We start from the raw sequence: 20,841 nt of genomic DNA on the forward strand, positions 1-20,841 counted from the left end.
TTCCTTCATCAATAGCTAATTCAAATATATTTTTATGTATAAAGTTAATTGTTAATCCACTCTCTTTAGCCCGCTCTTTTCCCCATTTCAAACTTTCTTCAGATGAATCTACGGCATCAACATGACAACCTTTTTCAGCAAAAAAGACTGCATTTCTCCCGGGACCACATCCCAACTCCAATACTTTACTCCCTGGAACAAACAAGCCCTTATCGAAATACTCTACCAAGTTTTCATCAGGCTGATTAGAAAAAAAAGGTACATTCCGATCACGATTTAAATAAAATTGATCCCAATCAAACCTGGTTTTTTCTTTTAATAATTGGTCCATCATCTTCAGCAAATCTTCATGGCTATAAATAGTTTCCACTACTTTTTCCTGCCTCTCTAAATTTATCAACCAATCACATATTACCATTTTATAACAATCCAGCATATTAGACTACATTACTATTAGCAGTCATTTGGAATGATACATCCATCTGTACGACGTTTTAAAATAGCATGTAAAAGCCAGGGATTATAGCGGCCTTTTAATGAATGTATAATTCATCTATATAACAATGCCATCTTCAGGAAGTGATGTTTCACCTAGAGTTGAATGGTTTTCTATTTTGAGTATAACAAAGAGCACCTTCTGGATTATAGGCGGATATATCGATATCCGTTTCTTGCCCGACTATTAACTTTGAGAGCTGTGAAGCGATAAATGGACCCATCGTCAGACCTGATGCCCCTAGGCCATTTATGACATAAAGATTAGAGTGATGCGGCATGCGGCCGAATACTGGAAGAAAGCCTGGCGTAAAAGGCCTGAAGCCAACCCTTGTTTCGACCAAACCCGCATTCGCAAGACCGGGAGCAAGCTTAGTTGCTTTAGTTAGTACTTCCAGTACACCGCCTGCCGTTACCCCGGTATTCATCTCTTCATCGTTTTCGTGCGTAGCACCAGCTATTATCCTTCCATCTGGAAAAGCAAGCAGGTATTGATCGTTAGGCGGAATAATTACCGGCCAATCATGTGTGTCAATATTGTGCAGCTGTAAATGACAAATCTGCGCTTTCTGAAAGCTGACTTGCATCTGATATCCTAAGGGTTCTAATAATTGACCTGCCCAAGCCCCAGCAGTAACTACGACCTGGTCAGGCATCCATTCTTCATTGCCAGCTGTCACAACGATTCGTTCTGCTTTCATAGAAAGCTGTGCTTCGGCTGATACGAATCGTGCATTGTATTTCCTAGCTGCCCTTTGCAAGGCATTTCGTAAAGCCCGTCCATCAACGCGCGCAGCACCGCTGATATGTACCGCTCCATATCCTTCAGTAAGCAAAGGAAATAACCGTTTTGCTTCGTTTTCGTTAAGAAAGCTTATCTTGCCCATCTCCGGTGCATCCGTTTTTCGCATTTCAGCACGTTGAAGCATCGCATCCAGTTTTTTCGGATCCTCATGCAGACTCAATGCACCTACACGGGCATAACCTGTTTCAGTTTCTCCATCTTGACGAAGTTCTTCAATTATTTCTGGATAATAGCGAGCACCACCTTTGGCCAGCTGGTACCAATCTTTATTTCGACGCTGGGAGAGCCATGGACAAACAATCCCTGCTGCAGCATCTGTCGCTTGTCCTTTATCAAAACGATCGATCACAGTTACCTGTAAGCCCGCCTTGGCAAGCTTATATGCGGTAACCGAACCTGCTATACCTGATCCAATTATTGTTATATGCATATATACCGAACATCCTTTTCTTCATTTAACTACAATATACCATAGCACAATCGGCCTTTTCTCAGTTTTATGAGTGAATGGGACGCAGTAAAAGTGACCTGAACATTCTCAAGACGGACCACATTGATGAGGATAGACTTACTTTGAATTTGAGAAGTGACAGGTTAGTTGCAGCTCACTCAATCAATAAAACAAATCATGAATTAACAGAAAAAAAGCCTAAAAAAACCTCTCATACGAGAGGTTTTTAAAAGCAATCCTTCTATCTTTTTATACTCAAAATCTCTTTATGGCATAAGTACCATGTTGAATTTTCCTTTATTGCTATCCCCTTCTATTCTTTCGTCGGAACCCAGCCTTTTGTCTGCAGGATGATGTTCCAAAGCGGTTCTGGAAGGCCATGACGATCTTCGCGAGTAGGATCAATCAAGCTGGTAATTTCGTCTTCGCGTCCTTCTTTGAGCTTTGTAACGAATTCCGGGTCGATTAACAATTCACGTCCCATGGCAATCAATGGTACTCCCGTATCTTTGGCTGCAGCCACGTCTTCGGCAGAGTACAAGGATCCAACGCCGATAAGAGGCATTCTATTATTGATGCGTTCCTGGATCAAATCAATGCGTTTGGCGCTCGCATCCGCACCGCGGCGAGCTGTGGAATGGAAGTCCATTAAAGAAACATGCAGGTAATCTAATGGCTTTTCCACTAGAGCATCAATCAGCTCAAGTGTTTCTTTCATCGTTAATCCAGGAGTTTCCGGTTCCTCAGGAGAGAAACGATAACCAACTATAAAGTCTTTGGAGCCGTGTTTATCAACAGCACTTCTGACTGAGTCGATGACAGCCAAGGGGAAACGCAAGCGCTCGCCCCATTCATCTTCACGGCGATTGGAAAATGGAGAGTAGAATTGTTGGATAATATACCCATTTGCACCATGAATTTCGACGCCATCAAAACCAGCTTCGATAGCACGTCGAGTTGCTTCGCCGAAATCAGCAACGATTTGCTGTACTTCTGCAGTTTCCAGTGCACGTGGTGTAGCTGCACCTTCTTTTTCTACAGCGCTTGGAGCAACTACATCCCCATTGGGTACAAGATCTGCTCCTGATTCCCGTCCACCGTGGTGAAGTTGGATGATTGCTTTAGCTCCTTCGCCTTTTATTGTATCTGCTAACTTCTTCAGACCTGCTATATATGTATCGCGTACAATGGATGGCTGTCCTGGGAACGCCTTTCCGTTATCGGATACATTTGTTGCAGCAGTGATGACTAAGCCGATATCCTTGGAACGCTGCGCGATATATGGAAGCTCCTGATCGGAAATCGTACCATCAGGATTAGAAGAGTAATGTGTCATTGGAGCGAGTATGAATCGGTTTTTCAGCGTAACGCCATTTGGCAGTGTAAAGCTTTCAAAAAGAGAAGCGTATTTTTCATTCATGAACTATTCCTCCTTTGTATGACCTTTATTCTAGTGAGTTACAAAAAGGGTAGCAAACATAACGCTCATTCGTAAGCAGGTTATGATTTGTAACAAGTAAACATGGAAGAAGCTAATCATTGGTTTGCTGGGTTCAGCAGTTAATGATTTCGGATTATGAATTCGTCCAAATTTATTGCTTTTATATTGATTCAAATTCCCCCTCGAAAATTTAGTTACTTATTCGTAATAAATTTAATATCTTTTTCATCTAAATGATATTGATAATCGTTATCATTTGAATTATACTAATGGTAGAACACATCATAAAAGCCATAGAACATAAATCCCCCCCTCTTGCATAAAGGCCCTAAGATTATCTCTTAGGGCCTTTAGCTATTTATCTATTTCTAAACCCTATCATTTCCATATACTTCCTTACCTTTGCTATGATTGAATCATTACATGTTAAGGGGGTTTTTTTATGAATAACAAAATTCAGCTAGGTAAAACAGACTTACTTGTAAATCCGATAGGTCTTGGAACTAATGCAGTTGGAGGCCACAATATCTACCCAAATCTCGATGAGGAAACAGGACGGGAAATCGTACGGACTGCCATCGATTATGGCGTGAATTTTATTGATACTGCCTATATTTATGGCCCGGAACGGTCAGAAGAATTAATTGGAGAAATTGTTAAAGAAAAAGGCAATCGTGAAAACCTTGTTATAGCTACAAAGGGGGCTCATAAATTCATTGAAAATGATGTTGTAGTTGATAACTCCCCTGCATTCCTTATTAAAACTGTGGAAGAAAGTCTAATGCGTTTACGTACAGATTATATAGATCTCTTCTACATTCATTTCCCAGATCAGGATACACCAAAGGACGAGGCAGTCGGCGCCTTAAAGAAACTAAAAGATGCCGGAAAAATCCGTGCGATCGGGGTATCCAATTTTTCATTGGAGCAATTAAAAGAAGCCAATAAAGATGGATACGTGGATGTAATCCAATCTGAGTACAATCTATTTAAAAGAGATGCTGAAAAAGAGCTTCTCCCCTATACCGCCCAACACAAAATTTCCTTTGTCCCATACTTCCCGCTGGCTTCTGGTCTTTTAACCGGAAAATTCACAAAGCATTCTACTTTTAATGATGGACGTTCCCGTAATCCATTATTTCAGGCAGAACTTTTTAAGCAAAACCTAGAAAAAGTAGAACAACTGCGAAAGATTTCGAAAGCTAAAGACGTTGAAATCGCTCATCTTGTCCTGGCATGGTACTTGGCGCAGGATTCAATTGATGTTGTTATCCCTGGCGCAAAACAGCCGGAACAAGTCGTTGATAATCTTAAAACACTGGAAGTTATGTTATCCCGTGAAGAAATCCAACAAATCAGTTCAATCTTTGAATAAGAAATTATGATACAAATGGTAAAGTGGAATCGAACAGATGATTTGCTTAAGCCAATCGTTTCTCTGTATCAACAAATATGGAATATTAATACCGACTGTACAGAACGATTCATGCGGCACATGGACTACGCTGGTTTCAGAGGATTTGTATGCCTGGATGAAGAGGAAATGCCTGTTGGATTTGCCTATGGTTATGCTTCTCTATCAGGCCAATATTATCGCGAACTATTGACAAGCCATTTGAAACCTGACTTATCCAATGAATGGCTGGCAAATTGTTTTGAGTTCGTTGAATTATGTGTTCATCCATCCGTGCGCCAAAAAGGAATCGGATCACTATTACATGATTCCCTAATGAAAGACATACCTTTTGATACAACTATATTAACAACCCAACAATCCAATCTGGCTGCACGGAATCTATATGTTAGAAAAGGATGGATTGTCATTGATGATTCCTTCTTCCCTAATGAAAAGACAAAAGAACGGTATCTAATATTAGGTAAAAAGCTATCTTAGCTTGCATCAAAAAAAGGAGAGTAGCCTACTCGGCACTCTCCTTCCATCTTTATATTAACCTTGTATTTGATTAATTTTTGCAAGCGCCTGGTCAGTACTCCAGAATATATTGTCTTCTCCAACAACATCCAGAATACCACCTCTTTCAAATCTGCTAAGAACTCTCCGCTGTACTCCGCTAAAGATGATTTTTACACCTTCTTGTTTCTTTAATTCACAGAATTCCACCATAGCTTGTACTCCTGAACCGTCAATGGAGGATACTCCACGCATAGAAAGGATCATAACTCCTTGATTAATGTCTTCAAGGCGCTCAGTCAAAGAGCTCACCGTTGCAAAGAATATAGGACCGGTGAGATAAACTACCCGAATATCTTCGTATGTCTGATTTGATTTTATCCCTTTTCCTTCCAATTTTTCGATATCAACTTTACTGACATTCATTTCTACGTCGGCACTGTTAATAACAAACAATATGGCTGAAAGGACAATTCCTGCAACAATGGCAACCGTTAAATCAAACACAACAGTAGCTAGCAATGTTAGCAAAAATTTAAAGATAGCGCCTTTGAATTTGTGAGAAAAGATATAATGAATACTTTCCCATTCATTCATCCGCCATGCCGTCACAATCAAAATACCTGCTAATGCAGACATCGGTATACTCGACATAATTGGGCTGAGGAGAAACATTGACAAAAGCAAACCAATCGCATGGAAAATCCCCGTCAATCTTGTTACCATACCAGCTTTAATCGCTACACTCGTACGGGCAATCGCAGCAGTAGCCGGAACACCGCCAAAGAATGGGATAATCATGTTCCCAATTCCCTGTGCAACTAGTTCCCGATCCCCATTCATTTTTTCTCCAACCATGCGACCGGCAGATGCTCCGCATAATAAACTTTCAATCATTCCTAATGCCGCAATACTGATTGCCGGCCATATCAAGGCTTCTATTTTAGCGAGGGATAAATCACTAAATACCAGTCGATTTTCCGGAAAAAATGTTTTCGGTATATCTCCCACGACCGCAACCGGTAATTTTAAAACGGTATTAATAATTAAAACAATCAGTAAGGCTGCTAAGGATGACGGGATTATGGCGTTCCATTTTTTCGGCCATACAATCATCGTGACAACTGTTATAATACCAATTAATAATGTAGCAAAATCAGGATTAAAACCATTCTCTATATAAGACATGATTTGGGCAATTGGATTCTCTCCGCTCGATTCGACTCCAAAAAAGTTATCTACTTGTCCCATCGCTATAATGATAGCAATTCCTGATGTAAACCCCGTTATAACTGGCATCGGTATGATAGAAACGACACGGCCAAATTTCAGTAGACCGGCAATCACCAGTAGGATACCCGCCAGCAAACAGGCAATAAATACTCCATCAAGTCCATACTGGGCAACAACAGCAATCAATATAGCAGACATCGCTCCCGTTGGTCCTGATATTTGATAGGACGCGCCTGATAGCATACTGATAATTAATCCTGCAAGAATCGCTGTAATTAATCCAGCAGCCGCATCCGCCCCACTGCTCACCCCGAACGCTAGAGATAAAGGAAGTGCAACAGCGGTTACTGTAATACCAGCCATAATATCTTTGCGTAGCTTTTCAGAATTATAGCCGGCAAATTCATTATGCAAATCGTGAATATATTGTTTAAGCATGCTGATTCTTCTCTCCATAATAATATGATAATAATCGCAACCTTATTATTATACTGACCTCAGATAATGAATTCTATTAACAATCAATTCCAAATTCACCTAGTATAAAAGAAAATGGTATATATCGAATATTAACGTATATTTATTCCCCAAATTTAGAGAATACTATATCGTAACTTCTATACAGCACTCCATTTAGGATATATAAATAAATCCAAAAGTTTACAAAATAACCTATAATTAAACTGTAAAATATTGTAGAAATAATTTTTAATCCCATTAGAAAGAGTGAGTTACTCTGTATAAAAAAGTCTTCAAATGGCAAATTGGCCATCGTTTCTTCTGGAGTTTATTATCAATTGGATTTATCTGGATATATTTAAACTTAGGTTCACTGTTCTATGTTAAAAGTGAATTTTCTTCATCGAACAAAGTGCTGAAACAGCTGGATTCTATGAATCAACATGTCCTCGTACTCTATCAGTCTTTAATTGACCAAGAGACCGGACAGCGTGGGATGCATCTCAACTCCCTCTCCATCTCTCCTTTTTATCTATTTTAATGCAAAAAACACTTCATTTTTAGAATGATTTCTTAAATATGAAGTGCTAATCTTAAATCTTGGTTCTCCGATTCTCGGATATCCCAAATACTGTTTAACATGCTAGTCCCCCTATCTAAAAAAGCCCAAACTAAAAAGCATTTCTATCCTCTTCTACTAAAAAGATAGAAATGCTTAAAAAACGTTCCCTAAAACTTAGGTTTACTACTTTTCACACCTCCCTATCTCCACGTAGGTGTTGTAGTGTTAAAAAAGAATGGTAGGTCTCCTGACTTAGGATCTTCACTTTTTCCATATTCGTATAGATTAGTCAAATACCCGTTTTAGGAATCAACCTGATGATGCGGTCATCCTTGTCTGATGGATTCCCCCTGCCATCCCTATTATTCGTCATCATATATAAGGTTCCATCCGGCGCTTCGATGATATTCCTGATGCGCCCATACTGATCTTTAAAGAGCGATTCTATGCTTTTCACCTGTTTTCCGGATTCATCAAGCTCTACCTTAAGAACCTGCACGCCACGCAGATTGGCAATCAGCAATTGGTTTTTCCATTCACCCTTCGAGACAAATGTCATTCCCGACGGGGCCCATGTTTCAGTTGCGCTATGAGCAATCGGCGTTTCCATTCCCTCTTTTGCTTCATCCCCCTGAATTATTGGCCATCCATAGTTTTTCCCTGCTTCAATCAAATTAATTTCGTCATGTGCTGATTGACCATGTTCCGAACTGAATAAATCTCCTGTAACAAGATGCCAGGCAAGTCCCTGCGGATTGCGATGCCCGTAGCTATAGACAGGCGACCCCTCAATTGGATTATCATCCGGAATGGAACCATCAAGATGGATTCTAAAAATTTTACCGCCCATACTTGTCTTATCCTGGGCTAAGTCAGGTTCATACCGATCTCCTGCTGTAATATAAAGCATCCCGTCTGGTCCAATCATAATTCTCCCACCATTATGATTTGTATCTCCAACAATTCCATCAAGGATCACTTTATCAATCCTTGCTTGATTGTCACCTACTACAAGACGAAGAATACGATTTTTGATTTCACCATTATCTTCATAGGAGTGATACGTATACATAAAATGATTCGTTTGGAAATCAGGATCCAGTGCCAGTCCAAGTAATCCTCCCTCCCCTTCACTGATAAAAGGCGCTGGCAAAGACAGGAGAGGTTCTTCCCTTACTTTCCCATTACGGATTTCTCTTATTTGGCCAGGCCGTTCCGTAAAAAATATTCGTCCATCATCGGCTATAACCATTTCCCATGGTACATTGAGACCTTCAGCAACGACTTCTATCTCATATGGCTGCTTTTCATCTGTCTCAGTCTGTTTAACAACCGTGTCATTTTTCTCTTCCTTTGAACAACCAAGCAGAGCCATCATAATCAAAAAGGGGGGTAACAAGCGAAATATTTTTTTCATATTGGCCTCCTATTTATATGGGCTTTTTCAATGATTCTTCTAAAGAGGTCATACAAGGGGATTACTACTTCTCAGGGCGAGTAGGAGGATATCCCTGCGTATTTCGATATGCCTTCCGCTCGTCCGTAAAATCAGACCATACTAACACACAATTCAATTCATTGGCATGATAAACAATACAGCGGATTTGATCTTCCACACATGGATCGACACGGCATCCAACCAATTCTTCATAGCGGTCGAATAATTCTACAGGATTTTCATTTCTAACGTCGTTTACAGAATAGAATCTCAGTACTTGTACCATCATTTTAGATGCACCCAGCCCGATTGAAGGGATTTGCTGAAAGTCTAACAGACCTTTTAACTCCTTAGCCCGATCTGCAGAACAATTCAGTATGGTTTTTAATTCCTCTGTTGTTTTCGTTGGTATTTGGTCTATTCGAACCCTGTTTTTACGAAGATTACTCCGTTCCGTCCCCGATAAAGGCAGTTTCATTTTTAGCCTCCTCTTATTCTTAGTTTTGTTAAATTTTATCATAATCCTTTCATACAGCTAAACGATATCGTCTAGAATACAAATACTATATAGAATCTCTTGAAATATTTAAGTAAATTATCCATAATAGAATAACTTGGGAGGAAATGAAAAAATGACTAATTCTGAAGCAAATATCACCTTATTTCGTGCAGTCAATGACATTGGTAAAGAGTATCCGGACATCAATCCACTTTTTATTTTTTTTGCTGAATATACAGTATACTGCTTAATGCTGGTTCTATTGTTTTACTGGCTAACTCGTAATACTAGAAATAAATTAATGGTTGTCAGTGCTGTTATTGCTTTTTTTATCGCCGAAGTAACGGGCAAGTTAATTGGTGTGATTTATTCACATCATCAGCCATTTGCCGTTTGGTCCGATGTAAACAAGTTAATTGAAAAAGAGGTTGGAAATTCTTTTCCGAGTGATCATACAATTGTATTCTTCTCAGTTTGTATAACCATTGCTCTCTTTCGTAAACGATTTTGGTATTTATGGACAGCACTTGCACTCCTTCTTTCTATTTCCCGAATCTATGTAGGAGTCCATTACCCCGTTGATATTTTAGTAGGTGCACTTCTTGGAATAGGTGCGGCTTTGCTCGTTCACAAAATTATTCCTAAACAAAAATGGATTAGACAATCCATCGCTCTATACGAAAAGGGCGAAAGCTATCTGTTTAACCGAAATAAAAGTATTTAATCAACGTTCATTACAGCAATACAGCCGCCGACTAGATCGGTGGCTTTTTTATTTTTGCGTATCTTTTTAAAAGAAGCTATGTTAAGGTTTAATTGTCTGAAAATTACATTTATTAATTTTTAGGCATTATATTATCAAGGAGGTTAATTATATGAATATGGGACTATATCACAACTCAAAAAAAACCAAGGGGAATACAGCTAAATAAAAGAGCGCTTCCCCAAATTAGAAAGGGGAAAATCAGTTGAATCAACTATTATTAATTATTGATGCACAGCAGGAACTAATAGATGGGAATCAAGACATGAGGGCTGTTTTTAAAAAAGAACAGCTTATTCAAAATATTAATTTAGTAATTAAAAAGGCAAAAGAGGCAAATGCCACGATAGTTTGTGTAAGAGATCTTGATATAGCCGGAGGTAAAGGGAAAGGATTTCAAGTTCATGATGAAATTCATCTACCTGTGGAAACAAAATTCTTTGACAAAGCAGCAACGAATTCCTTTCACGGAACTGGACTATTAAATTATTTAAAATCTAATGAAATTAATCATATTGTTATAATGGGCTGCGAAACACAGCATTGTATTGATAGTGCAGTCAGAACCGCTACTATTAATGGCTTCGATGTCACTTTAGTTGGTGATGGACATTCCACAATCGGCAATGACATTTTAAGCCCGGAACAAATCATAAACCATCATAATAAAACACTTCATGGCCATTACAATATAGAACATTTTTCTATTGTAAGAAACGCGGAAGATCATTTATTTCATCCCAGCCATGATTCGTACCGATAAACAGCAACAGGATCCCAATTCTTAAACAAATTGGGATCCTGTTTGTTTTACTCAATGATTATCACTGGATTTCTTCCCTGCCGGTTTATCAAAAAGGGCTAAAATGAAGACGGTACTGATAATACAGATTGTACCAAGCCACTCGGCTATTCCAAACGTAACATGCAGCCAAAGTATGGATACAACCGCTGCAGCAACTGGTTCTACAGATGCCAGCACACTTACCTCTGTAGCTCGAATATATTTCATACTTTCCAAATAGCATATAAACGGAACAATCGTACCAAATATAATCACAAAAATAACAGCAAGTATTGCATAAAAGCTCCAATCTCCCTTAAACTCCCATGGAGGATTATAAAATGAAAAGCAAATTCCTCCTATTAGCATTGCCCAGCCTAAAACGAGAGTTGATCCCCATTTAGGTAGCAGCTTACGCGGAAGCAAAGTATAAAACGCCAGAGCGAATGCCGAACCAATTCCCCACATCAAAGCACTAACCGAAATGGATAAACTATGCATATTTCCTTTAGTTGCAATTAGAAATGTCCCTAATATGGCCAAACCTACAACAAGGATCTCTTTATTTGTAGGCAGCCTTTTTGAAATCAAGGCAAAATAACAGGTAATGATAACGGGTGTTAAGTACTGTAAAACGGTGGCCGTAGCCGCATTGGAATAATTGATAGCCATAAAAAATGTGTATTGCACAGCCAATAAACCTAAAATGCTGAACAATAAAAGACTTCTTGCGTCTTTCCTGTCCTTCCAAATAGCACCTATCCTACTCTTTACTTTTAAAGAGGCTAGAATCAAGAGAACCACTCCAGATACAAGCAAGCGAATACCCACAACCCATTCAGGGGTAAATCCGGCATAATGAAATAAATACTGCGCTACTGTTCCGCATACTCCCCATAATATACCGGCAGTTAATACCAGTAAAATTCCTTTAACTCTTGTATTTTTCAATAAAATCATGCTGTTCCCTCATATATTTCATAGTTTACAGTGCTATTATACTTTTATTTTCACAAAAAAGGGGAGGTTAAGCAGGAAGGTAAGAAAGTAATATTTGAATCATAAAATGCTCTGCTCAATAATAAGATATCCTTGTGTCAAAAAAATCTTTGAAAGCAGGGATGTTAACGTTAGCTTTACATGCAAGAAAATCCTCTATTCTGTTTGCCGTCGTAACAGCCGTTCTTCTACTCTTTTCAACTTTCTTCAGCCCAATGCATGCTGATGCAGCACAGTCTAAAAGTCAAAAGGCGGTTGCTTATTCAAAAAAAATAACGAACAGTCCATATAAATGGGGCGGAACAACACCAAAAGGGTCCGATGCCTCCGGTTTCACACAGTATGTATTCTCAAAAAGCGTTGCAAAAAAATTACCACGTACCAGTGCCGATCAATATAAAACAGGTACTTCCGTTGCCAAAAACAAATTAAAAGCCGGGGATCTAGTATTTTATAAAACGGACGGGAAAAAGGTATCATTTGTTGCCATTTATATCAGTAATAATAAATTTATTGGCGCTACGTCAAAAGGAGTTAAAACACAAGATATGAAACTCGATTATTGGAAGAAACGTTATGTAGGAGCAAAACGAGTAGTTAATTAAATAACTGGATTAGCAAAGTAAAAACTCTTTTTCTTTGGAGAAAAAGAGTTTTTACTTTTGATCAACCTCTATACACTTATAGACTGAACCACTCACATGAGCAGTGGATGTACTATTTCACCCACATCAGCCAGGTGTTCTGTTTATTAAGTTGTTATATTTTTATACACGAAAATGCCAGCACAACTGGAATTCTAAGCCTTCTTTTATATTCTTTCTCATCGGTAAAGTTGTCACGCACAGGTGTACCTTCTCGCAAATCAACCACTGAAAATCCGGAACTGATAAGCGCTCTAAAATACTGTTCGACTGTTCGGTGATATTTCACCACGATTTGTTCAATCCAAGGTTCTTTTCTTTCCCCCTCAAGGAAATAGTCATCCACAATCCAATTTTTACGTCTATCACCTGTTTTTTTACTAGTAAAAGAAGCTGTCGTAAGAGGATGCTGAACGCTGAAAACAAACTTACCTTCCTCTTTTAAAGACAAATGGATGTTTCGAAACAAAGCATCAATATCAGATACATAATGGATTGCAAATCTGGAAGTTACAATATCAAACTTTTCTTCTCCGTATGTATATGATTCCATCGTATGATGATGCACGCTTACATTCACATGTGATAGGTTTCTCTTTGCTGCTTCCACCATTTGTTCAGATCCTTCTATCCCAGTGTAGGACGCTGCACCGCGTTCTACTAAATCTTTGCCGAAGGAAGCGTCACCGCAGCCCAAATCTAGTACATCTTTATTTTGAAAATCTTGTATTAGCTCATACATGATTGGAGTTTCAATAGCATTATTGGGACTATCTTTCCTACTTCTTCTTTTCATATAATCCGAAAAAAATTCTTCCTGATCATAAACACTAGGTCCCCTATATTCCATACATTTCTCCCCCTATGAAGTTCTTAACCTAACCTCCAGTTGGTATATTTATCTGCTTTCAATGCAAGAGCAACGGAATATTAAAAGGAAGGCTGCTCAAACCTCCCCCTCTTAGAAGATTATCCTCTAAGACTCCTAATTTCAGTTACCTTCATAGTCCCTGCTTCGGGAGTGTGTAAACCTCGAACCTTAATTCACACCCGCTTCAAGTATGCTAAATGTTTTTCTTTCACAATCCAATTCAGCCATAGCCCCGAGAGGAATAATACTCATTGGAGCCGTATGTCCAAAACTCATATTATATAGAATCGGCAAATCCGTTAACTTTAGCTCATCCCGTACCACACTAAGGATTGCTTCCTTATACTCATCGTAATAACAATCATCATATGGCTTGGAAAATAATAAACCCTTAGCATTTTGCAGAATTCCCTGCGCCGCGTAATTTCGCAGCCATCCAAGAAACAGATCCGGACTCACTTTCACTTCTGATGTCTCAAAAAATATCAGTTTATCCTTCCATTCATCAATTGCAGGCCACACTACAGTGCCTTTAAGCATTTCCAGCACATCCATGCATCCTCCTAATAATTTCCCCTTATGTATTCCCTCTCCCTGTAATAACTCATAACCGCTATGCGGTGATGTTTTTCTTTTACGTGTCCAGTTTTGCTTTTCCCAAGGGATAAATTCACTTGTCCATTCAGATGGCGGTCCAACTTCGCCAATAGGTTCACCAGAAAATAAAACCCGTTTCACCCAATGATTCGTATAATCAAAAGCCTCTACATTCTCTGCAAATTCAGCCAGAATCGAAGGACCATAATAACTCATTACCTCTGCCTTATAACAAATAAAATGCGTGACGGTAGAGTCAGAATAGCCAAGGAAAATCTTTGGATTATTTTTGATTACCTCATAATCAATGTATGGCAGCATTCGAATGCTGTCATCTCCGCCAATACAAGAGAATATCCCCTTAATCGATGGATTTTGAAAGGCATCCATCAAATCGCGTGCCCGTTCTTCTGGATGATTATATACATACTCTGATCCCTTTAATGTATGAGGCAGCTCAATAACTTCTAAACCAAACTCCTCCAACCGTTTTTTCCCTATCTGATAACGCCAGCGAATATCTGGATCTCCTGCCCCACCCCAAGAAAAACTGGCAGTAGCTATCCTGTCACCGCTACTTAGTCGATCTGACTTCTTCAAATCCATCTCATCCACCACTTTCTCTAACATTTCTTTAGCTTAGTTGAATTATATTATAAAAAATCCCAAATATATAAATAATTGTTTATTTATTATATTTCTAATAGTAACCTTCCATTTTCCTATAAGCTTAAATGTAGGAATAAAGTGTGACGAACGTATTGAAACTCTGAAAAATTACAATAATTGTACAATATTAACTCTCAAAGACCTGAAACAGCATTATAGTAAATAGCTCCTTTAATCTTCCATCAAAATCGTAGAGTAAGTTCCCTTTTAACGCATACAAAATACCCCCATATGTACACAAACCCAACTTGTACATACGGGGGCTAAAACCCATAAAGTGTATAAATCAAGATTTCCCACAGCATTTCTTATACTTTTTCCCGCTTCCGCATGGGCATGAATCATTTCTGCCCACTTTTATGCTTCTGGAAGCCTGTGAATTTCCGGGTTGATAATGACCAGCCCACCAAGTGAACTCTTCATGAACATTTGTAATGGGCCGGCAATCATCTGCATATAACGGATCATAGTTCCTAAATTGCTCCTCCACATCATCGAGCGACATATCAAGGGCATTCACTTTCTTTTGGGCAAAAACCTCTGCGATATCATCATATAAATCTCGGAAATTTAATACCATACATGAATCAATTAGAATGGTATACATATAACCTGATTCATCTACCAAATCCCCCTGCAGTAGATCATGATAGTAATATTCAACCATTTCCCTTGATATACGTTTTTGCAGGACAAGGGATGTAATTGCTTGAATTCCAGTAGCACGAATACACTCATCCAAAGATTGATCATCAATTAAATCAAATAATGCATCCAAATCCGGCATGGAAGGGATATTTCCATCCATAACTATTTCACCGGGATATGTATCAGCAAGTATACGGCCAGCCGTTGTAACCAGGTAATCATCATATAATTCCAATGCATTATCATCCGGTAATTTTAATGTTTGTAAAAATGGATAAAATGCTTCTCTGATGTTTAACTGTCCCAACAAAACAGCTGCATAAATATGGTCAATTCGATCGGGTTCACTAAGAAACAATTCTGGTTCCTTGCGAACCAAATCTAATATACTCAATAGTTCAGGAATAGCATCCTCACGAATCAATAGAAGATCAAGTTCCTCTTTCGGATAGGTGTCGTCTATATAGCGAATTTTTTTTACTAATTCCTTGGTCGAAATAGTTGGATCATCCATCTTATTTCACCCCCGTACCTTTCTTATATAATTAGTTTATCAAACTCTTTCTCGATTCTTCTACTCGCAAACCAATTTTATAATTGCTAAAATGAACAACAGTACAAACAATCTGCTATATTGTTATATCACTAGGGAGTTGTTTTGATGAACAGACATTGGTTAAAGGTTATTATAGGGGCCTTCTTTGAAATCATCTGGGTAAGCGGTCTTAAAAATGCAGACAGTATATGGATGTGGCTGATTACACTTGCTGCAATCTGTATCAGCTTTTATATGATGATTGATGCAAGCCGCTACCTGCCGGTTGGGACGGTATACGCTGTCTTTGTCGGATTGGGAACAGCTGGAACGGTTATTGCGGAGATTCTCTTCTTTGATGAACCGTTAAAAATAGAGAAAATAGCATTAATTCTTCTCTTATTAATAGGTGTGATTGGTTTAAAAATAGTGACTGATGAAGACACCTCCAAAAAGGAGGCTAACTAATAATGGCCTGGTTTGCACTGGTTATCGCTGGATTTTTAGAAATATTTGGGGTCGGCATGATTAATAGATTGAATAAAAATAGGGATCTCTTATCTCTGCTTCTTTTGATTGTCGGTTTTTCGGGGAGCTTTTTCTGTCTATCATTCGCAATGAAGACACTTCCCATGGGTACTGCCTATGCTGTATGGACTGGTATTGGTGCCAGTGGAGGAGCATTAATTGGCATGCTTTTATTTGGAGAAGCGAAAAGCTTAAAACGAATTATTTTCATATTACTCATTTTAATCTCTGCCATTGGTCTTAAATTTGTATCAAAATAGCCCATAACAAAATGACTCGCCCAAAAAGAGCCATGCTATGGCAAACTACTTGCTAACATGGCTCTTCTATTACTTATTCAACCATTCCATGATGATTTCTCTAAACCTTCCATAGCAGGAAGTACCCCTCAAGATAGAATCATGATTTAATGAAGCAATCATATTTTTAACTAAGTAATGTCGCGGCTCTTTATTATGCAATAGTTCATCTTGCAGGAATTCGATTATTTGTAGCTTTTCCGCACGAAACTCAGCATCAACAACCTCTTGTTCAAGGTAAGTCTTTAGTTGGTTAACGGATTGGATTAAATCGTAGCAAAAATCCCTGTTTCCTTTTGGACCCCCCGGAATAAACATAGTTAACACTTCCGGTTCTATTAAAACAACATCATTCTTACTTACATCATCAACAATCACCTTTATGCGATCTAAATAATAACGAATTGCTTTTTTCGCATCAAGATCTCCTTTTGCAATACTATAAAAATGCATGTGGTGTTGGACCATGGCGGATAGAATAATTGCACAATCTAACAAATACGGTTTCTTCTCCACCCCAAAAATATCGACAAGGCGGTTGTGAATCCAATTTAAATATAACCATCTCGTTTGTTTCAAATAATCTTTTAGTTCATTATCATTAGATACCATTACATCTTCAATAAGGGCAAATAATTGATTATGCGAATGTGATTTCCTTTGTACATAAAGTTGCTCTATAAAGATGTCTATATTACTGAGATCCCTCCCAATAATTAATTCATCTCGCTGTTGGTGATACTCTTCAAGGAAGGAATCGTATACAGCTTTGAAAAGTTCACTTTTAGAAGGAAAATAATTATAAAATGTTCCTCTGGAGATCCCGCTATCTTCAATAATTTCTTGAATAGACGTATTTCTATATCCCTTTCCAATGAAAAGTTTCTTTGCATGGCTGATAACTTGCTTTTTTCTTACGTTCATAACAACTCAATCCATTCCTATGACTTCAGTTATTTGAGTGTATATTAGCTTATTTTTAGGGTAAATACAAATTTATATATTCTAAATTATTTTAATTGCTAAACGAAAAGAAAGAGAGTAATATAATCAACATGAATTATGAGTCTAATAATTAAACATATAGTATAAATCAAAAGGAGAGAAGTACATGACAGCAACAGAAAGACAACAAATGCGTCCCAATTATGGGATTATAGCCATTCTTTTAGCCGGTGCATTTGTATCTATATTGAATTCAACATTATTGAATGTTGCCCTTCCGTCCATGATGGCGGATTTTAAAGTTGAGCCAACAACGATTCAGTGGCTCGCAACAGGTTATATGCTGATAAACGGAATTATCATTCCATCAACAGCGTTTTTAATTCAGAAGTTCTCGGTTAGACACTTATTTATAACCGCGATGATTCTATTTACAATCGGAACAATCTTTTCCGGATTTGCACCGAGCTTCGCATTATTATTGGTTGGAAGAATGATTCAAGCAGCAGGCTCTGCCATTATGATGCCCCTCTTAATGAATGTTCTTTTAACGAGCTTCCCAATTGAAAAACGTGGTGGTGCGATGGGGATTTTAGGGCTTGTTATGATTTTTGCCCCTGCAATTGGTCCTACATTATCAGGGTGGATTATTGAACATTATGAATGGAGATATCTGTTCTATATGATCATCCCGTTTGCCGTTATTGTTTTACTACTATCGATTTTTAAATTAAAAGATAAGAAAGAAAAAAGTAACGCTTCATTGGATGTATTATCCGTTATTTTTTCAAGTGTCGGATTCGGAGGGTTATTATATGGATTCAGCTCGGCGGGTAGTAAAGGCTGGGATGATGTTGAAGTATTCGGTACACTGATTGCAGGTGTAATTGGCTTGATTTTGTTGATTGTTCGCCAATTTCAACTGGAAAAGCCGATGCTCGATTTCCGTGTCTATAAATATCCAATGTTCTCCTTATCTTCAGCTATATCGATTGTTTTGAATATGGCGATGTTTTCAGCCATGATTTTAATGCCAATTTACCTGCAAAATATACGTGGTATATCCCCATTAGATTCTGGTTTATTAATGCTTCCAGGTGCAATCATTATGGGAATTATGTCACCAATTACAGGTAAATTATTTGATAAATTTGGCGGTCGGATTCTTGCCATAATCGGTTTAACCATCACAGTCGCTACAACTTATTTCTTCAGTCAATTAACAACTGAAACTACTTATGGAACATTAATTGTGATGTACTCTGTTCGTATGTTCGGTATGTCAATGGTCATGATGCCGATTATGACCAACGGGATGAATTCATTGCCTGCCCGATTAAATCCACATGGTACAGCTATGAACAGTACACTTAATCAAGTATCCGGTGCAATTGGTTCCGCCTTACTTGTTTCCGTTATGACATCACGTACGAAAATACATGCGGAAGAATTGGCAGAAAAAGCAATGAGTAAGCTTACCGGTCAACCAAGTCCAGAAGAAATAGCTCAATTGGAGGCACAAATCTATACTCAAGCAACAGTAGATGGGATTAACGATGCATTCTTTATAGCGACATTTATTGCTGTATTGGCTCTTATCCTTGCCTTCTTTGTTAAACGACCAAAGAGAGCAGACGAACAAATCAACTTACAAAAAACACAAGACCTCTCCCAGTAACAGGAGAGGTTTTTCTTATTATTCCCAAGTCCATTCTTCTATATTGTTTAACAAAGATAGAGGCTGTTCATTTGATTGAAATGCCAGCTCCCCTAAATTTAATCCTTTCTTTGTATAGTATAAATGATCTGGATGGACCAACCATATCCATGGTAAATCCTTCGCGGTCTGCCTCAGAATTGATTGCCATATTTTAAAATCACCGCTAGCGAGCACTCCCTCAACCAACTGATTCACTTCAGCAGATATATGTAAATTCACCTTAGAATTATCTTTATGGAACCTATGATACAAATCAATCGGACTATGATTACCCACACGCATAATTAACGGATTATTAAACTTATTTGAATTGATTTCCTTCTCATTCTGACCAACCACTTCTACTGAGATTCCAATTTCAGCTAATTGTTGCATAAGTAATGTCCCCATGGACTGCGCTATGGGGTCAGACTCCAAAAATAAAAGCTTAAACTTCGCTTCTATTCCCTGTTTTTCCAATACACCATCCTCATCATTATCAATCCATCCCGCAATTTGCAAAATTTCTTTAGCTTTGTCGATATTATTATATTCAACCTCTGTATCTTTGTGGCCCCATGGAAGCCGCTCAGCATCATGATAGGCTGCTTCTCCATATCCATATAGAACTTCATTTATGAGGTAATCACGATTAACTGTTAAATTAATTGCCTGGCGGATGGGCCATTCACTCGTTACCTCGTTTCCAGTTTCTTTGGCAGAGACATCCGATTTCGTTGGGGCAGCAGTAAAGGAGATTCCATACTGATCACTACCTTTAAAAGCATTGATATCCATTCCATCTATTACGCCGACATTTGCAAATGCGGGAGATGTTTGAGCGACATCTACCAGATCCTTTTGCGCCGCTGCATAGGCTTCTTCCTCATTCATGAAAAGAATGATAATCCTTTTAAAGATAGGCTTTTTCCCATAATATTGCTCATTTCTGACAAAAACCGCCTGCTCTCCTGCATTCCAATCCTCCAGAATATAAGGACCTGAACCAATAGGATTCAATGTGAATAATTCATCATAATGATTCTCAGGGACTATTCCAAGCTGAGCAGCTGTATAACTAAAGGTTGACAAGGGTTTCTCCAATCGGAAATGGATAGTGTATTCATCTATGACCTTGACTTCTTTTAACAAAGATAAATCCTGCCATCCATTGTACTTAGCAGTATTAAAGGTAAAAGCTACATCACTCGCTTTCACTTGTTCCCCATTCGAAAAATATGCATCATCCCTAATTTTAAATTCCCAGGTCATTTTATCTTCACTGACCTGATATTCATCAGCTAAATCATATGTAATTCCCATATCCTTATCAAAGGATAATAAAGTACTTTGAATTAAAGGAGAACCGTTTGCCTGTGTATACAGAAAAGGGTCAAATCCTTTAATCGCATTCGGAGACAGCGCAACCGTTAATTCTTCCTGAATGGCTTCAGCTGTACCTATCCCTGCTCCCATATTAAAATATCCGGTAATCAAAATTATGATGATGATCCTTTTTATGATTTTCTCCATCTTAATCCCCCGTTAGATAACGGCATTACTTA

At 38.3% G+C, this 20,841-nt stretch carries 20 protein-coding genes; 8 read left to right on the plus strand and 12 right to left on the minus strand.

The features are described 5' to 3' along the window. From AC4BHA_RS13525 to AC4BHA_RS13535, 3 genes are all read right to left on the minus strand, one after another. The coding region (locus AC4BHA_RS13525) for a class I SAM-dependent methyltransferase (protein WP_490558822.1) at nucleotides 1–334 on the minus strand (334 nt) is incomplete at its 3' end. 253 nt (nucleotides 335–587) lie between these two features. Then, nucleotides 588–1,730 (minus strand): NAD(P)/FAD-dependent oxidoreductase, encoded by a 1,143-nt coding sequence (locus tag AC4BHA_RS13530; RefSeq protein ID WP_140462181.1) that lies wholly within the window; start codon nucleotides 1,728–1,730, stop codon nucleotides 588–590. 334 nt (nucleotides 1,731–2,064) lie between these two features. Continuing rightward, a complete protein-coding gene (locus AC4BHA_RS13535; protein ID WP_140462180.1) occupies nucleotides 2,065–3,171 on the minus strand; it encodes an NADH-dependent flavin oxidoreductase in 1,107 nt (368 codons plus the stop codon). Nucleotides 3,172–3,634: 463 nt separating this feature from the next. Here AC4BHA_RS13535 and AC4BHA_RS13540 point away from each other — a divergent pair, with 463 nt between their 5' ends. After that, entirely contained in the window at nucleotides 3,635–4,567 is a 933-nt protein-coding gene (locus AC4BHA_RS13540; protein WP_139892690.1) for an aldo/keto reductase, read from the plus strand. A 6-nt stretch (nucleotides 4,568–4,573) separates the two neighbouring features. Continuing rightward, nucleotides 4,574–5,086: a GNAT family N-acetyltransferase gene (locus tag AC4BHA_RS13545; protein WP_139892691.1), complete on the plus strand. Its 513-nt coding sequence runs from the start codon at nucleotides 4,574–4,576 to the stop codon at nucleotides 5,084–5,086. Between the two features lie 54 nt (nucleotides 5,087–5,140). Here AC4BHA_RS13545 and AC4BHA_RS13550 read toward each other — a convergent pair whose 3' ends face one another. The 3 genes from AC4BHA_RS13550 to AC4BHA_RS13560 form a co-directional block, all read right to left on the minus strand. Beyond that, on the minus strand, nucleotides 5,141–6,775 hold the full coding sequence (locus AC4BHA_RS13550) for a SulP family inorganic anion transporter (protein ID WP_066108084.1): 1,635 nt from the start codon (nucleotides 6,773–6,775) through the stop codon (nucleotides 5,141–5,143). Between the two features lie 872 nt (nucleotides 6,776–7,647). Beyond that, on the minus strand, nucleotides 7,648–8,775 hold the full coding sequence (locus AC4BHA_RS13555) for a PQQ-dependent sugar dehydrogenase (protein ID WP_490558789.1): 1,128 nt from the start codon (nucleotides 8,773–8,775) through the stop codon (nucleotides 7,648–7,650). Between the two features lie 64 nt (nucleotides 8,776–8,839). Continuing rightward, nucleotides 8,840–9,274 (minus strand): helix-hairpin-helix domain-containing protein, encoded by a 435-nt coding sequence (locus AC4BHA_RS13560; RefSeq protein WP_490558790.1) that lies wholly within the window; start codon nucleotides 9,272–9,274, stop codon nucleotides 8,840–8,842. A 154-nt stretch (nucleotides 9,275–9,428) separates the two neighbouring features. On the opposite strand from AC4BHA_RS13560, the gene AC4BHA_RS13565 reads away from it, so the two are divergent. Continuing rightward, nucleotides 9,429–10,019 (plus strand): undecaprenyl-diphosphatase, encoded by a 591-nt coding sequence (locus AC4BHA_RS13565; RefSeq protein ID WP_490558791.1) that lies wholly within the window; start codon nucleotides 9,429–9,431, stop codon nucleotides 10,017–10,019. 244 nt (nucleotides 10,020–10,263) lie between these two features. Then, the gene (locus tag AC4BHA_RS13570) at nucleotides 10,264–10,821 is read left to right on the plus strand and encodes an isochorismatase family protein (RefSeq protein WP_066108091.1); all 558 of its coding nucleotides are present in this window, start codon (nucleotides 10,264–10,266) and stop codon (nucleotides 10,819–10,821) included. Nucleotides 10,822–10,872: 51 nt separating this feature from the next. Here the strand turns inward: AC4BHA_RS13570 and AC4BHA_RS13575 are convergent, their stop codons facing one another. Further along, nucleotides 10,873–11,802: an EamA family transporter gene (locus AC4BHA_RS13575; protein WP_490558792.1), complete on the minus strand. Its 930-nt coding sequence runs from the start codon at nucleotides 11,800–11,802 to the stop codon at nucleotides 10,873–10,875. Between the two features lie 134 nt (nucleotides 11,803–11,936). Here AC4BHA_RS13575 and AC4BHA_RS13580 point away from each other — a divergent pair, with 134 nt between their 5' ends. Beyond that, nucleotides 11,937–12,446: a C40 family peptidase gene (locus AC4BHA_RS13580; RefSeq protein WP_490558793.1), complete on the plus strand. Its 510-nt coding sequence runs from the start codon at nucleotides 11,937–11,939 to the stop codon at nucleotides 12,444–12,446. A 154-nt stretch (nucleotides 12,447–12,600) separates the two neighbouring features. Here AC4BHA_RS13580 and AC4BHA_RS13585 read toward each other — a convergent pair whose 3' ends face one another. From AC4BHA_RS13585 to AC4BHA_RS13595, 3 genes are all read right to left on the minus strand, one after another. After that, nucleotides 12,601–13,335: a class I SAM-dependent methyltransferase gene (locus tag AC4BHA_RS13585; RefSeq protein WP_490558794.1), complete on the minus strand. Its 735-nt coding sequence runs from the start codon at nucleotides 13,333–13,335 to the stop codon at nucleotides 12,601–12,603. Nucleotides 13,336–13,524: 189 nt separating this feature from the next. Continuing rightward, nucleotides 13,525–14,559, minus strand: coding sequence for a S66 family peptidase (locus AC4BHA_RS13590; protein WP_490558795.1), 1,035 nt, complete (start codon nucleotides 14,557–14,559; stop codon nucleotides 13,525–13,527). 349 nt (nucleotides 14,560–14,908) lie between these two features. Beyond that, a complete protein-coding gene (locus AC4BHA_RS13595; RefSeq protein ID WP_066108100.1) occupies nucleotides 14,909–15,784 on the minus strand; it encodes a DUF1186 domain-containing protein in 876 nt (291 codons plus the stop codon). A 147-nt stretch (nucleotides 15,785–15,931) separates the two neighbouring features. On the opposite strand from AC4BHA_RS13595, the gene AC4BHA_RS13600 reads away from it, so the two are divergent. Both AC4BHA_RS13600 and AC4BHA_RS13605 read left to right on the plus strand, forming a co-directional pair. Further along, entirely contained in the window at nucleotides 15,932–16,273 is a 342-nt protein-coding gene (locus AC4BHA_RS13600) for a DMT family transporter (RefSeq protein ID WP_066108103.1), read from the plus strand. Nucleotides 16,274–16,275: 2 nt separating this feature from the next. Next, nucleotides 16,276–16,593 carry a DMT family transporter gene (locus AC4BHA_RS13605; protein ID WP_066108107.1) on the plus strand — a complete coding sequence of 106 codons (318 nt, stop codon included), beginning with the start codon at nucleotides 16,276–16,278 and terminating at the stop codon, nucleotides 16,591–16,593. Between the two features lie 69 nt (nucleotides 16,594–16,662). Here the strand turns inward: AC4BHA_RS13605 and AC4BHA_RS13610 are convergent, their stop codons facing one another. Further along, the gene (locus tag AC4BHA_RS13610) at nucleotides 16,663–17,556 is read right to left on the minus strand and encodes a TetR/AcrR family transcriptional regulator (protein ID WP_490558796.1); all 894 of its coding nucleotides are present in this window, start codon (nucleotides 17,554–17,556) and stop codon (nucleotides 16,663–16,665) included. A gap of 187 nt (nucleotides 17,557–17,743) precedes the next feature. Here AC4BHA_RS13610 and AC4BHA_RS13615 point away from each other — a divergent pair, with 187 nt between their 5' ends. After that, the gene (locus AC4BHA_RS13615; RefSeq protein ID WP_066108113.1) at nucleotides 17,744–19,255 is read left to right on the plus strand and encodes a DHA2 family efflux MFS transporter permease subunit; all 1,512 of its coding nucleotides are present in this window, start codon (nucleotides 17,744–17,746) and stop codon (nucleotides 19,253–19,255) included. Between the two features lie 18 nt (nucleotides 19,256–19,273). Here the strand turns inward: AC4BHA_RS13615 and AC4BHA_RS13620 are convergent, their stop codons facing one another. Continuing rightward, nucleotides 19,274–20,809 carry an ABC transporter substrate-binding protein gene (locus AC4BHA_RS13620; protein WP_490558797.1) on the minus strand — a complete coding sequence of 512 codons (1,536 nt, stop codon included), beginning with the start codon at nucleotides 20,807–20,809 and terminating at the stop codon, nucleotides 19,274–19,276. Between the last annotated feature and the right edge of the window lie 32 nt (nucleotides 20,810–20,841).

This window comes from Pradoshia sp. Z3_51 (genome assembly GCF_058215915.1).

Coding starts and splice junctions, on each gene's coding strand:
- AC4BHA_RS13530 (WP_140462181.1), bottom strand. CDS start 1,730: ATGCATATAACAATAATTGGATCAGGTATAGCAGGTTCGGTTACCGCA.
- AC4BHA_RS13535 (WP_140462180.1), bottom strand. CDS start 3,171: ATGAATGAAAAATACGCTTCTCTTTTTGAAAGCTTTACACTGCCAAAT.
- AC4BHA_RS13540 (WP_139892690.1), top strand. CDS start 3,635: ATGAATAACAAAATTCAGCTAGGTAAAACAGACTTACTTGTAAATCCG.
- AC4BHA_RS13545 (WP_139892691.1), top strand. CDS start 4,574: ATGATACAAATGGTAAAGTGGAATCGAACAGATGATTTGCTTAAGCCA.
- AC4BHA_RS13550 (WP_066108084.1), bottom strand. CDS start 6,775: ATGCTTAAACAATATATTCACGATTTGCATAATGAATTTGCCGGCTAT.
- AC4BHA_RS13555 (WP_490558789.1), bottom strand. CDS start 8,775: ATGAAAAAAATATTTCGCTTGTTACCCCCCTTTTTGATTATGATGGCT.
- AC4BHA_RS13560 (WP_490558790.1), bottom strand. CDS start 9,274: ATGAAACTGCCTTTATCGGGGACGGAACGGAGTAATCTTCGTAAAAAC.
- AC4BHA_RS13565 (WP_490558791.1), top strand. CDS start 9,429: ATGACTAATTCTGAAGCAAATATCACCTTATTTCGTGCAGTCAATGAC.
- AC4BHA_RS13575 (WP_490558792.1), bottom strand. CDS start 11,802: ATGATTTTATTGAAAAATACAAGAGTTAAAGGAATTTTACTGGTATTA.
- AC4BHA_RS13585 (WP_490558794.1), bottom strand. CDS start 13,335: ATGGAATATAGGGGACCTAGTGTTTATGATCAGGAAGAATTTTTTTCG.
- AC4BHA_RS13590 (WP_490558795.1), bottom strand. CDS start 14,559: ATGGATTTGAAGAAGTCAGATCGACTAAGTAGCGGTGACAGGATAGCT.
- AC4BHA_RS13595 (WP_066108100.1), bottom strand. CDS start 15,784: ATGGATGATCCAACTATTTCGACCAAGGAATTAGTAAAAAAAATTCGC.
- AC4BHA_RS13600 (WP_066108103.1), top strand. CDS start 15,932: ATGAACAGACATTGGTTAAAGGTTATTATAGGGGCCTTCTTTGAAATC.
- AC4BHA_RS13605 (WP_066108107.1), top strand. CDS start 16,276: ATGGCCTGGTTTGCACTGGTTATCGCTGGATTTTTAGAAATATTTGGG.
- AC4BHA_RS13610 (WP_490558796.1), bottom strand. CDS start 17,556: ATGAACGTAAGAAAAAAGCAAGTTATCAGCCATGCAAAGAAACTTTTC.
- AC4BHA_RS13615 (WP_066108113.1), top strand. CDS start 17,744: ATGACAGCAACAGAAAGACAACAAATGCGTCCCAATTATGGGATTATA.
- AC4BHA_RS13620 (WP_490558797.1), bottom strand. CDS start 20,809: ATGGAGAAAATCATAAAAAGGATCATCATCATAATTTTGATTACCGGA.